Genomic DNA, 12551 nt, shown 5'->3' on the forward strand with positions numbered 1-12551 from the left:
ACCGGCATATGACAGTTCCATGACAAGATCACCTTGGGAGGCGCAAAACCCCTGCGGCGGGCAGCTCATGCCCGTCCACCTCAACCGGATGATCCGTGTAGTTGAACCAGAACCGCTCGGTCCCGGCGTCACGGCAGCGCACGCCCTCTTGCATATGTCTGACGGTCAGATCAGGCACTACCGCCTCGATCAAACGCATATGGGCCGTGTCATCGCCCCATCCCGCGACATAGGTTGTCTTGGCATCCAGACGCACAGCCACCGGGGCGCCATCCTCAGTGCGCATCACAACCTCGCTGCCCCCCTCAACCTGTTCGAAGTACAGATGAACATGACCGTCGCCCTCAAGTGCGACAGGCAAGTCGGGGCGCATCGACTGCACCCGGCTGACAACCAGATCGCTGCCGGGCCAGGCCGGTGGCAACGGGTTCGGGATGTTAAAATCAGGATCTCGCGCCCCAGTGCGTGGTCCAAGAATAACCTGTGTATCAGAGGCTTGCAGCGCGACCTTTAACTCAAATGGCACATGCATCATGCCCGGAACAATGACCGCAGAATAGCCTGCAAAATCTCGAGCCGAAGGCGGCAGGATGTCCACCGACAGACCAAGTTTGCGACAAGCCCGGTACCAATCAAACACAAGCCCGAAGTAACTCAGGCCCACACCATGCGGCTGCACCGACCACGCCCAATCAGCATCGTAGTCAAAGATGATGCCGACCGGTGCCTGCGCAGCCACGACATCGGGCGCATCTGCCAGCTCTTCCATAACCTGCGCAGCTTCACCAAACGCCTCTGCGGCAACCGAGTCCGGGCGCAACAGCCCTGCATGCATCTGCTCTTGAGCAAAAGGTGCCTGCCGCCAACGGAAGTAACAGACGGCCTCTGCCCCATGGGCAAAAGCCTCCCACGTCCACAAGCGCACCATCCCCGGCAAAGGCGACGGATTGTACGGCGCCCAGTTCACAGGTCCGGGCTGCTGCTCCATGATCCACCAGCGACCCTTGCCAACGGCGCGGTAAAGATCGTGGTGAAAGGCCTGAAAATCCGGATCACCCTGCCGCGCATAGGCCCGCTGATGCGCGGCATTTGCCCCGACACGGTCCTCAAGGAACCCAAGCGGATAACTGTCCCAAGACGCGATATCCAGATCATCGCCGACTTTGAAGTGATCAAACTCGGTTACGCGGCCCATGTAGTTGTGCGCGATGGGTGCGTCAGAATGGGCGCGAATGATCTCGACCTGAGCGCGGTTGAAGGCAACAACCTCTTCGCTGGCAAAACGGCGAAAGGCGTGCACATGGGCGGGATTCGGCTCGGTCACGGTCAGGTTCGGCAGGTCGATTTCGTCGAAATCATCATAGTCCATCGACCAGAACACATTGCCCCACGCGGCGTTCAGCGCGTCGATGTCGCCATCATTGCCCTGCCCTGGAAACTGCCCACGCAACCAGTTGCGGAACCGATCTCGCGCCGCATCGGAATAACTGATCACCGTATCGTGGCAGCCATACTCATTGTCGGTCTGCCACGCAGCCACATGCGGGTTGCGGCCATAGCGTTCTGCGACGGCCCGCACGATGCGGCGACATTCCTCAAGAAATCCCTGATGCGAAAAACAATAGTGGCGGCGCGAGCCATAGCCACGCACATGGCCATGTTCGTCCACCGCAAACATGTCCGGGTGCTTCTTGCAGACCCATTTCGGCGGCGTGGCCGTGGGTGTGCCCAGCACCACCTTCAGGCCTGCAGCGCCAAGCGTCTCGATGGCGCGGTCCAGCCATCCCCAATCATATTCACCCTCGCGCGGCTCCATCCGCTTCCAAGCAAATTCGCCAATCCGCACCCATGTCAGGCCCAGATCGGCCATGCGCTGCGCGTCCTCCGCCCATTGGGCTTCGGGCCAGTGTTCGGGGTAATAACACACCCCAAGTGTTCGTTTCATAGGATCACCCGATGCTCGCGCTGACCTGTCGTGCCAGCGGGTCCATAAAAGGTTTTCCCTCCCTCTGCCTCGTCCAGCCCGACTGCCGCGGTTGTGACGAAAAGCGTGGTGCCATCCGGCCCGCCAAAGGCCGGGCAACTTGTTTGTGATGCGGGCGCCTCAATGGCCCTCACGAACGCACCCGACGGGCTGTAGCAGGCCACACGGCTCGCCCCCCATTGCGCGTTCCAAAGGTTGCCATCCGCATCCACGACCGCACCATCTGGATTCAGTCCCTCGACCTTCAGATCCAGGAAGGTGTCTGGCTCCCCCTCGGGCCAGCCATCTGAATCCAACGCAATATATTGAATTTGCTTAGAAAACGTGTCGCAGAAATAAGCGCGCGTGCCATCAGGCGCAAAGCAGATCGCGTTCGAGATGGTGATGCGGTCAAACAGCTTGCGCAGCTCACCCTTGTAATAGCGATAGATCGCTCCGGCATAGGCTTCGGCATTCAGGCCCATGGTCCCGATCCAGAACCCACCCTGCGGGTCGGCCCGTCCGTCATTGGATCGCGTGATCTGATTGTCCGCTTCCAACGCCGTCACCAGTTCCCGGTCTCCTGTCGGAACATCAAAGCGCCACAGGCCTGAGGCAGACGCCATCAACAGCGTGTCACGATCCACCCAGCCACAGGCCGAGACATGTTCGTCGAACTGCCATTCCCGACGCTGCGCACCTTTGGAAAACATGCGTTTGCCCAGGATGTCGAACCAAAACAGCTCGCCCCGCTCGGGGTGCCACATTGGTCCCTCGCCCAAGGCGCACGCCGTGTCATCAAAGACCTGCATTACGCCCCCGCGTCGTAGGCCGCCACCATATCCGCCGCGCGCGCGGCCACGTCAGCCGCCGACATACCGGGTTTGAACAGCGCCGAGCCGATACCAAATCCGGTGATCCCTGCGGCGAACCAGTCAGCGAAATTGTCCGACCCCACACCACCCACGGCATATGTCTTGGTCCCCTTGGGCAGCACGGCGCCAATCGCCTTCAACCCTTCAAGGCCAAGCAGCGAGGCCGGGAAAAGCTTCAGGCCGTCAGCCCCTGCGTGCAGCGCCGCAAAGCACTCCGTTGGCGTCATCACACCGGGGAAAGACATCATGCCCGCCTGCTTCGTTGCCACGATCACGCTGGCATTGGCATCCGGTGAGACAACCATATGCGCGCCCATCTGGTGCAGGCGCTCAACGGATTGCACATCCAGAACCGTGCCCGCACCGATCATCGCGTGATCGCCGTGCGCCTCCAGCATTTTAGCAACGCTGTCAAAGGCATTTGGCGAATTCAGCGGGACTTCGATCCGCGTGATCCCCGCCCTGACCAAGGCATTAGCAATCGGAAGGGCCTCGTCCGGGGTGACACCCCGCAGGATGGCAATGATCTCACGGCTCATGCGGCCTCTCCATATATTTGGGTGTATGCGGCGGTCAGTCCCGCCAGTGTCATGTCTTCGGCGTCGGCCTGCTGGCACGGCACGCCCTGGGCCGCAAGGGCCGTGGCATAGGCATCAGACAGGCGATCCGCCCCGATCAGCGCCACTTGCTGGCCCAACCAATACGGTCGCATGGAGGCCAACTCGGCCCCGATCAAAAGTCCAGACAAACGCGACCGCGCCGCATCACCTGCCAAATCATCCAGCAAACCCTCGGCCCGCAGCGAAAACAGCGCCGCCGCCAGCCCCTCGGGCCGGGACAGGGATTGATCAACGCCTGCCGCAAATGCCTCGGCATCCCAACCATCGCCCATCGAATGGCGCAACACGGACTGCTTGGACAAAAGGCCAAACATCTCTCCCGTCATGGCCGTGCGGAAACTCACGATCTCACCCGCGCTCACATGCACCCACTTGGTGTGGGTGCCGGGCAGGCAGATGACTCCGTCAAAGCCCGGTGAAGTGGCCAGATAGCCGGCAATCTGCGTCTCTTCCCCGCGCATCACATCGGCAGGCTTGGCCTGTTTCACACCCGGCAAGATACGCACATCCAGATCGGTCTCCGTGACCCGCACCGCCTGAGCAGCAGAAGGCGGCGCACAGGGCACGGCGCTATACGGCGCCTCAGCCCATCCCTGCCGCGACCCAACCATGCCGCAGGCCAGAACCGGCGCAGGCAACACGTCACTCACCAATTCTCGCAACGCAGGCTCAAACCCAGCGCGGTCGAGCGTCCCCATCCCCTGCGCAGATGACCGTCGATCCAGAACCGACCCATCACCGCGCATCAACCACGCGCGCACATGCGACGTTCCCCAATCCACTGCTATCCACGCAACTTGCCCCATCAGCCTGTCACCACCACACCGCCATCGATCACCATCGACTGGCCGGTCATCATGCGGCTCGTGTCCGATGCAAGAAACAGCGTCGCACCCACGATATCGCGCGGCTCCAGATGCTCTTTCAGGCACTGACGTTCCATGTGGGCCGCCAAACCTTCGGGTGTGGCCCACTTGTCTAGCTGCTTCTGGGTCAAGACCCATCCCGGCGCCAGCGCATTCACCCGGATCTTGTCCGGGCCAAACTCGCGCGCCAGCGACCGGGTCATCCCGTTGATGCCGCTATTTGACCCTGTATAGATCGGATAGCCCGCATTCCCCATCATGTAACTGATGGACGAAAAGTTGATGATCGACCCGCCACCGGCCGCCTGCATGCCCGGGATCACCGCCTGACAGGCAAAGAAATAGGCTTTGAAGTTGATGGCGATCATCCAGTCCCAGAAGTCGCTGTCGACCTCCATGGTGCTGTGCCGCTTGTCATTGGCCGCGTTGTTGACAAGCGTGGTGATCGGGCCATGGGCCTCTGCAGCCTGCGCAATGCAGGATTTCAGCAGCTCCGTATCGGTGATGTCGCACTGCATGAACAGAGGGCGCACGCCGTGCTTGCCCTCCATCTCGTCACAGAACTCAGTGGCATCCGACCGCCCGACAAAGGCAACCTGCGCCCCCTGTTCCATGAACCCATCGGTCAGCGACGCACCAATGCCCGCGCCACCACCAGTGATAAACACCGACGCGCCTTTCAGATCGTGAAATGTGGCTGTCTCTTTCATGGCATCACTCTCAATTCAAAGGGTCAGGCAAGGTCGCCCTTGATCACCCACATCCGTTCCGGGAAACTCCATGGCAGCGTTAGGCCATGATACATCAGATACGCCCCGCTCACCACGAACGGCCCGGTTTTAAGCGCATTCTGGCCGCGCGATAGTGCATCGGCATCCGCGCGGTTGATCAGCTCAACACGATACTTTGCGTCAGGGGTCAAACGGGTCAGCCGCAAGGGACGCGGCGCGATCTGATCCGACGTGGCCGCCTTGCCCGCAAAAACGACAAACTGCCCGCCACCTTCTTCCAAATGCTGCTCGGCAAAGACGGCAGGATCGGCACTATCGAGGCGCAGAATATCAGCGCCGTACATCCAGTCCCGGTTCTGCTTCCACCACCCTGTCACGTCTGTAAGCACATGCGTTTCGTCATCCGTCAACTCACGCGGGTCCATCTCGAACCCCATATGCCGCTGGGCCGCAACCCAAGCGCGGAAACGAATGTCGAGCGTGCGCCCAGAGGTATGACAGGTGCGCGGTCCCACATGGCTTCCGGTCACCGCCATCGGCAGAAAAATCGACGAATTGTGCTGAATGCGCAGCCGCTCGACGGCATCGTTGGAATCGCTCAGCCATACACGCTGCGTCCGCTCCATGATGCCGAAATCAATCCGACCACCGCCCGAAGCGCAGCTTTCAATCTCAACATCCGGGAACTCACGCCGTAGACGATCGAGCAAGGTATAGGAGCCCCGCGTCTGCGCCGCATCAGGCATGGGCAGCACGCGGTTGTGATCCCACTTGATGTACTCGATGTCGTGGCTGCTCAGAATGTCGCTCATCCGGGCAAACAGGAAGGATTGCACGGCGGGCAACGCCATGTTCAGCGCCATCTGCTGGCGCCCCATGATCTGGTCCTCCCCTCCCAGCGCCCAGTCGGGGTGGGCACGGAAGATGTCAGAGTTCTGGTTGATCATCTCGGGCTCGAACCAGATGCCGAATGTCATGCCCAGCGATTTCACGTGATCAATCAGCGGGGTCAGCCCTTGCGGATACTTGCGCGGATCAACTTCCCAATCCGACAGGGCCTGCGTGTCGTCATCCCGGTTCCCGAACCAACCATCATCCAGCACAAAGCGTTCTGCGCCCAGCTTGGCGGCCCGTTCGGCAATGTCCTTCAACTCATCCAGATTGTGGTCGAAATAGACGGCTTCCCAGCAGTTGTAGTGCACGGGACGCGGGGCATCCGGGCGCGGGAATGTGACAATCCGGTCGCGCAGATGACGTTGGAACGCGACCGCACAACCGTTCAAGCCGTCATCAGAGAACACGGCATAAATCTTGCCCGTCGCGAAATGCTTCTGCGCGGCCCCTTCAACACGTGCCGCATGCCCAAACTGAATCTGACGCCGTCCATCCGGCAATTCCTCGGCCACCATACGGTGCCCGCCAGACCATCCGTAGTGGAAGGCATAAGCATGGCCAGACGCGTTAGAAGCCCCGCGCACCGGCACGATCAGACCCGGAAAATGTTCATGCCCCGTGCGCCCCGTCCGGTTCTCACGATACCGAATACCCGGCGACCATGGCGTGCGGTTCATCTGGAATTCGCCACACCAGCGACCCGCAAAGTCGATCATCTCGTCGGCAAGTTGCGGTGCTGGAAAGACCGGCGCTGACAGCCAGTGCAGATGCATTGGTTCCAGCGCATCCAATTCTGCGCTCGCCTCAATCATGTGCGTTTCAGGATCAATGGCAAAGCGCGCACGATAGGTCAGCACGCGATCCTCATCCATATAGGTCAGAATCAGAACGTTCTCGGCTAGGTCCGACCGCTCAAGACAGAACTTCGGCAGAAACGGTGTCCCATCCCCGTGCCGGATGATCAGACCGGGCTGTCCGGGAAAGGACCGCGTCGCCTCCGGACAAATGCTGAGTTCGGGATTCGCATCCAGCATTCCACCTGTCACATCAAGGGTATAAGCCTCGTAGAGCGTCGTCAGATCTTCTTCGTCCGGCAGGCGCGGTCCCCAATAGACAACCTCCGCCAGTCGGCCCCTGTCGGAGCCGAGGACCAAAGTCTGACGCCCATCATCCAGGCGCCAACATCTTATCACTTAACAGCCCCCAAAGTCAGACCGGCAATGAAGTGCCGCTGCATGAGAAAGAAGCAGACAACCGGTGGGATCGCCGCCAGCAAAGACGCCGCCGACACCAGGTGCCAATTGTTCACAAATTGCCCGTTCAGCGCCCGCACACCCGCCGTGATCGGCTTGGCACTTTCACCTTGGGTCAACACATTCGCCCAGAAGAAGTCGTTCCAGACAAAGGTAAAGATCAGAACGGCAAGCGCCGCGATGGCCGGACGGACAAGCGGCAGGACGACGTACCAGAAGATACGCCATTCAGCGACGCCCTCAATCCGCGCGGACTCCACCAGATCAAAGGGCAAGGCCTTGATGAAGTTCCGCATGAACAGCGTGCAAAAGCCCGTCTGGAACGCCGCATGGAACAGGAACTGCCCCGCAATCGTGTCATAGAGGCCCGTTTGGACAGACATGTCCCGCACCGGCACCATCAGGATTTGGAACGGAATAAAGTTGCCCGCCACGAAAAGGAAGAACAGCGGCAGGGCAACGCGGAATCGGTAGATCGCCAGCGCGTAGCCGGCAAGGCATGCAAGCGCTACGGAAATGATAACGGTGGGTACGGTGATCAGAACCGAGTTGATCATATACTGCGCCGCTGCGGATTGGGTGAAGACAGCAGTGTAGTTTGCAATCAGCGCAAACTCGCTGGGCCAGCCAAACACGTTGCCCGAGTTGATGTCCGCCGCTGACCGGATCGACGTCAGAAAGATCGCCAGCAGCGGCAGAAGCCACATGATGAGTGCGACGGGCAGAAACGCCTGGTAGGCTGCCTTGGCCGTAGGGCCGGATTTTTCGATGGGACGTGGAAACATCTTAGCGCCCTCCCTTCTCGTCCTGGTACATGCGCCACAGGAAATAGCTGATGAAGAACAACATGATACCGAACAGCACTGTCGCCACGGACGAACCATAGCCGTACCGTTCACCGTATTCGGAAATCGCCACCTCAAACATGTAGTGCGACAGCACGTTGGTGGATCCGAACGGCCCGCCCTGGGTCATGATCGCGATCATATCAAACGACCGCAGCGCGCCGATCACAGTTACGACCACCGCGATGAAGGTCGCCGGTTTCAACTGAGGCACGACCACGTACCACAGCATCTTCCACCCCTTGGCCCCATCCAGACGCGCCGCTTCAATCTGATCCGCAGCCACGTTGTTCAAACCGGTGAGATACAGGATCATGCAGTACGCAATCTGCGGCCATAGACCGGCGGCAATGATGCCATAGGTCGCCCATTGCTCGCTCGACAGAATGTCAGGCACGGGTCGCTCACAGACAAAGGTTGTGTTGCCAAGAATATTAGTTGTTTCCTCGCAGAACATCGCTTTCCACACGGTCCCCACCACGCCGAAATCCGGGTTGTAGAACCAGCCAAAGATCAGGCCAACCACCACTTGCGAAATCACGAACGGGAAGAAGAACATCGACTTGTAGAACCGCATTCCTGTCACCGTCTGGTTCAGGAACAGGGCAATGAACAGCCCGAGGGGTACGGCCAACATGTAGAGGATCAGCCAGGCAATGTTGTTGCGCAGTGAGGTCCAGAAATTGGGGTCGTCCCACAGCTTCACGTAGTTCTCGAAGCCCACCCAGACGGCGGTCGAGTTGCCCTCGGCGTCATAGAGGCCGTTCCATTGATAGAGCGACAGCCACAGTGATTCAAAGATCGGGATGACGACGTAAATCGCGAAAAAGATCAACGCGGGGATCAGGAAAACCCATGGTGCAATGGCCAGCTTGTTGCGCCTGAGCCATCCCGGCTCGGACCGGGTTTCGGTATCGGGCAAGACAGCATGTGTCATGGCAACCTCCTCAGCTGGGGCACCTGTCCCCGCGGGGACAAGAATAACCTTTTGAAACCACAGGGATTCGTCTGTGTTTACAGAAGGTTAAAAGGCAACGATGGGTGTGGGGTGGGCATGGCTGCCCACCCGCATGAGATTTACTTGTAGACTTCGGTCTGAACCGTATCGAGACGCTCAAGGATCGCGTCTTTCTTGGACGGATCCAGCATGAACTCCTGGAAGCCTTCCATGCCTGCCTTGGCCATAGCCGCTGGCGCGTCACGGTCATAGAACTGCGCCAGACCGGTGGCACCGTTCAGCAGGGCAAAGCCTTCCTGAATGAACTTGTCATCCGAGATGTCCGCCTTGGAGTTGATGGGCAGCTGACCGATGGTCTTGTTCCACTGGGTCTGCACATCAGGGCGTGCCACAAAGGCCAGCCACTTCTTGGCATCTTCGACGTTCTTGGCGTTGGTCGGGATAAAGAAAGCATCCGCAGGTGCCTCTTCGGCCGGTGGGACCGACGCATCGATGGTGGGGAACGGCATGAAGTCGATCTGTTCTTCGGTCAGACCGGCGTTCTTGTAGCCATCGACCGAGAAGTTACCCATCACATACATCGCCGCGTCACCGTTGGCGAAAGGCGCGATGGCATCCTGCCAGCTCATCGACGCGTGGTTGTCCACAAAGCCGCATTCGTTGATCAGCGTTTCCCAGTTGTCGAACGTCGCGACAATGCGGGGATCGGTGTACTTGATCTCGCCAGCCGTCAGTGCGTTGTGCACGTCATAGCCGTTGGTGCGCAGGTTGATGTAGTCGAACACACCCGCAGCGGTCCAAAGGAACTTGGTGCCGATGGTGAAAGGCGTCACGCCGTTCTCTTTCATCTTGCCGCAAGCTGCCAGCAGTTCGTCCCATGTCTGGGGTTCTTCCAGCTCGAGCAGGTCAAAGATGTCTTTGCGGTAGTAGATGCCCCACTGGTAATAGGAATAAGGCACACCCCAGATTTTGCCATCGCGGCTCATCGTGGCCTTGATCGCGGAAAGGTCTTCACCAAAACCGTTTTCTTCCCACACATCATCGACGGGCTGGAACAGGCCAGCATCGACGAAGGGGGCCATGCGGTTGCCTGGGTACCAGCTTGTCACGTCAGGCGCGTCAGCGGTCAGGAAGTTCCGGATCGCCGTCTTGTGCGCTTCGCGGTCGTTGATGTTGACGATCACATTGATGTCAGGGTTTTCAGCTTTGAACTGCTCAACTGCATCTTCGAAGCCCTTTTTGGGGCCAGGGTTCAGGTCATCGAAGTTGATGACCAAGTCGCGCGCGAATGCGGTGCCGGCAACAGCCGACAGAGCAATGGCCGCAACCGCGGTTTTCAGATTAAGGAACATGGTTCTCCTCCCGTTGGTTCCATTACGATTCGCCGCCAAGCCTGAAGTCTTCCTGTCGGCGACGAAATTCAGATTTTCTTTGACACCGGCCCCCGCATTGTGGAAGTTCCACATAGTGAAACCGGTTTCCAACTATTGGAACTATGCGGGGACACGACGCGCAGGTCAACAAGTTTCATGCGCGGTGTCTTGGGAGGAGACAGATGAATAACGCAGCCCCCCGTTCGGGGGAGGGAACCATTGCCAAGGCGTTGGAAGTGCTGGACCTTGTGGCCCAGTTGGAACGTCCTGTGCGGTTTTCCGAGCTGCTGTCATTGTCGCCCCATCCCAAGGCAACATTGTACCGTCTTGTCCAGACGCTGACCGCGCTTGGCATGCTGCGTTACGACACCGATCGCCAGACCTATGCGCCCGGTTTGCGCCTTGTCCGCTTGGCCCATGCGGCTTGGCGGCAAAGTTCTTTGGCCCCGATTGCGCGCCCGTTTATCGATCAGCTGAGCGCACAGGTCGGCGAGACCGTCCACCTTGCACAGATGGATGGCGGTCAGGTCCTGTATGTCGACAAGCGCAACGCGGCAGAACCGCTTGAGATGTTCAGCCAGGCGGGCAAGGTAGGCCCAGGGTATTGCACGGGTGTTGGCAAGGCGATGATGGCTTTTCTCGCTCCGGAGGCGCTGGACGTTGCCCTGTCTCAGCAAGCGTGGTTCGCGCATACGGCGCACACGCACACCAATCGCGAATCGCTTTGCGCCGAATTGGAGGAGATTCGCGCCAAGGGCGTTGCGTATGACCGAGAAGAGCACGAGCCCGGCATCATATGTGTGGCCGCCCCGATTCTGTCGGATGCAGGCCGCTCAATCGGCGCATTGAGCGTCACCACATCCACCGCGCGCAAATCCCTGGCCGATCTGGACCAGCTTGCGCCGCATCTTCAATCCACTGCGCGCGATATCGCGGGTGCTGCTGCCAATTGGCAGTTTCCAAGTCAATAAGGGAGGACCACCATGACCGGTGTGACATTGCAAAAGGCCATCAAGAGGTACGGAGCCACACAGGTCATCCATGGTGTAGACCTGACCATCGAGGATGGAGAATTCTGCGTTTTTGTCGGCCCATCGGGCTGCGGCAAGTCCACATTGTTGCGCATGATCGCGGGTTTGGAGGAAACCAGCGACGGCCAGATCAATATCGGCGCGCGCGATGTGACCCATATGGACCCTGCCGAACGTGGCGTGGCGATGGTGTTCCAGACCTATGCGCTTTATCCGCACATGACGGTCGAGGAAAACATGGGCTTTGGCCTGAAGATGAACGGCGTCGACAAGGAGACCATCAAAAAGAAGGTCGATGGGGCGTCGAAGATTCTGAAGCTGGACGATTATCTGAAACGCAAGCCTGCCGCCTTGTCGGGTGGTCAGCGGCAGCGGGTTGCCATTGGCCGGTCGATCGTGCGCGGCCCCGAAGTGTTCCTGTTTGACGAGCCGCTGTCGAACCTGGATGCCGAGTTGCGCGTGGACATGCGGGTGGAGATTGCTCGTCTGCACAAAGAGCTGGGCACCACGATGATTTACGTGACCCACGACCAGGTCGAAGCGATGACGCTGGCCGACAAGATCGTGGTGTTGCGCGCGGGCTATATCGAGCAGGTCGGCAGCCCCATGCACCTCTATCAGGACCCGGACAACAAGTTCGTGGCTGGTTTTATCGGTTCACCCGCGATGAACTTCATCAAAGGCGTGGTGGAAGATGGCGGTGTGCGGGTACCGGGTCTTGCTGACCGCGTGATTCCAACATCCGTATCCCTGCCCGCAGCGGGTTCCGAAGTGACCGTTGGCGTGCGTCCGCAGGACATGGCCCTGGATCAGGGTGCATCCCCGATCAAACTAGACATCCGCGAACGTTTGGGTGGCGTGGCCTATGATTATCTGACCACCCCCACCGGTGAACGTCTGATCGTCGAGTCCCGGGGTGACATGGCGATGGATGAAGGCACCGAAGTGACCGTTAGCTTTGAAGACAACCGCGTGATGTTCTTTGACGCCACATCGGAACAGCGTCTGCGCTAAGCTGGAGTGAAGCACAAACGGGCCGCCATTTGTTAACCAAATGGCGGCCCGTTTGCATTTTGTGGATATTTTTCACAAAAGTTGTGTAAACATCAGCATTTATGGCAATATAGTGGGTTTTAATCCAT

11 protein-coding genes are annotated in these 12551 nt (G+C 59.2%); 2 read left to right on the top strand and 9 right to left on the bottom strand.

Annotated features, from left to right (window positions below):
* Positions 1-28: 28 nt before the first annotated feature.
* The 9 genes from IE087_RS08060 to IE087_RS08100 all read right to left on the bottom strand — a co-directional run bounded on the left by IE087_RS08060 (position 29) and on the right by IE087_RS08100 (position 10357).
* A complete protein-coding gene (locus IE087_RS08060; RefSeq protein ID WP_189368796.1) occupies positions 29-1945 on the bottom strand; it encodes a beta-galactosidase in 1917 nt (638 codons plus the stop codon).
* Positions 1942-2775, bottom strand: a complete 834-nt coding sequence (locus tag IE087_RS08065; protein ID WP_189368797.1) for an SMP-30/gluconolactonase/LRE family protein — start codon at positions 2773-2775, stop codon at positions 1942-1944. The genes IE087_RS08060 and IE087_RS08065 overlap by 4 nt, the downstream gene beginning before the upstream one ends.
* Entirely contained in the window at positions 2775-3377 is a 603-nt protein-coding gene (locus IE087_RS08070) for a 2-dehydro-3-deoxy-6-phosphogalactonate aldolase (protein WP_189368798.1), read from the bottom strand. Before IE087_RS08070 ends, IE087_RS08065 begins: the two co-directional genes overlap by 1 nt.
* On the bottom strand, positions 3374-4264 hold the full coding sequence (locus IE087_RS08075; protein ID WP_189368799.1) for a 2-dehydro-3-deoxygalactonokinase: 891 nt from the start codon (positions 4262-4264) through the stop codon (positions 3374-3376). Before IE087_RS08075 ends, IE087_RS08070 begins: the two co-directional genes overlap by 4 nt.
* Positions 4264-5034, bottom strand: a complete 771-nt coding sequence (locus IE087_RS08080; RefSeq protein ID WP_189368800.1) for an SDR family NAD(P)-dependent oxidoreductase — start codon at positions 5032-5034, stop codon at positions 4264-4266. The genes IE087_RS08075 and IE087_RS08080 overlap by 1 nt, the downstream gene beginning before the upstream one ends.
* A gap of 23 nt (positions 5035-5057) precedes the next feature.
* A complete protein-coding gene (locus tag IE087_RS08085) occupies positions 5058-7142 on the bottom strand; it encodes an alpha-galactosidase (RefSeq protein WP_189368801.1) in 2085 nt (694 codons plus the stop codon).
* Entirely contained in the window at positions 7139-7987 is an 849-nt protein-coding gene (locus IE087_RS08090; protein ID WP_189368802.1) for a carbohydrate ABC transporter permease, read from the bottom strand. The genes IE087_RS08085 and IE087_RS08090 overlap by 4 nt, the downstream gene beginning before the upstream one ends.
* Position 7988: 1 nt before the next feature.
* Entirely contained in the window at positions 7989-8984 is a 996-nt protein-coding gene (locus tag IE087_RS08095; RefSeq protein WP_189368803.1) for a carbohydrate ABC transporter permease, read from the bottom strand.
* Between the two features lie 140 nt (positions 8985-9124).
* The gene (locus tag IE087_RS08100) at positions 9125-10357 is read right to left on the bottom strand and encodes an ABC transporter substrate-binding protein (protein ID WP_189368804.1); all 1233 of its coding nucleotides are present in this window, start codon (positions 10355-10357) and stop codon (positions 9125-9127) included.
* 203 nt (positions 10358-10560) lie between these two features.
* Here IE087_RS08100 and IE087_RS08105 point away from each other — a divergent pair, with 203 nt between their 5' ends.
* Together IE087_RS08105 and IE087_RS08110 are read left to right on the top strand one after the other, a co-directional pair.
* A complete protein-coding gene (locus tag IE087_RS08105; protein ID WP_189368805.1) occupies positions 10561-11349 on the top strand; it encodes an IclR family transcriptional regulator in 789 nt (262 codons plus the stop codon).
* Between the two features lie 12 nt (positions 11350-11361).
* Positions 11362-12423 (top strand): ABC transporter ATP-binding protein, encoded by a 1062-nt coding sequence (locus IE087_RS08110; RefSeq protein WP_189368806.1) that lies wholly within the window; start codon positions 11362-11364, stop codon positions 12421-12423.
* Positions 12424-12551 lie beyond the last annotated feature (128 nt).

It is taken from the genome of Tateyamaria omphalii (assembly GCF_014651375.1).
Lineage (GTDB): Bacteria > Pseudomonadota > Alphaproteobacteria > Rhodobacterales > Rhodobacteraceae > Tateyamaria > Tateyamaria omphalii.

Excerpts from the sequence above, each read along its gene's own strand:
- IE087_RS08070 (WP_189368798.1), bottom strand. The coding sequence starts at position 3,377 with ATGAGCCGTGAGATCATTGCCATCCTGCGGGGTGTCACCCCGGACGAG.
- IE087_RS08100 (WP_189368804.1), bottom strand. The coding sequence starts at position 10,357 with ATGTTCCTTAATCTGAAAACCGCGGTTGCGGCCATTGCTCTGTCGGCT.
- IE087_RS08075 (WP_189368799.1), bottom strand. The coding sequence starts at position 4,264 with ATGGGGCAAGTTGCGTGGATAGCAGTGGATTGGGGAACGTCGCATGTG.
- IE087_RS08080 (WP_189368800.1), bottom strand. The coding sequence starts at position 5,034 with ATGAAAGAGACAGCCACATTTCACGATCTGAAAGGCGCGTCGGTGTTT.
- IE087_RS08110 (WP_189368806.1), top strand. The coding sequence starts at position 11,362 with ATGACCGGTGTGACATTGCAAAAGGCCATCAAGAGGTACGGAGCCACA.
- IE087_RS08095 (WP_189368803.1), bottom strand. The coding sequence starts at position 8,984 with ATGACACATGCTGTCTTGCCCGATACCGAAACCCGGTCCGAGCCGGGA.
- IE087_RS08090 (WP_189368802.1), bottom strand. The coding sequence starts at position 7,987 with ATGTTTCCACGTCCCATCGAAAAATCCGGCCCTACGGCCAAGGCAGCC.
- IE087_RS08065 (WP_189368797.1), bottom strand. The coding sequence starts at position 2,775 with ATGCAGGTCTTTGATGACACGGCGTGCGCCTTGGGCGAGGGACCAATG.
- IE087_RS08060 (WP_189368796.1), bottom strand. The coding sequence starts at position 1,945 with ATGAAACGAACACTTGGGGTGTGTTATTACCCCGAACACTGGCCCGAA.
- IE087_RS08105 (WP_189368805.1), top strand. The coding sequence starts at position 10,561 with ATGAATAACGCAGCCCCCCGTTCGGGGGAGGGAACCATTGCCAAGGCG.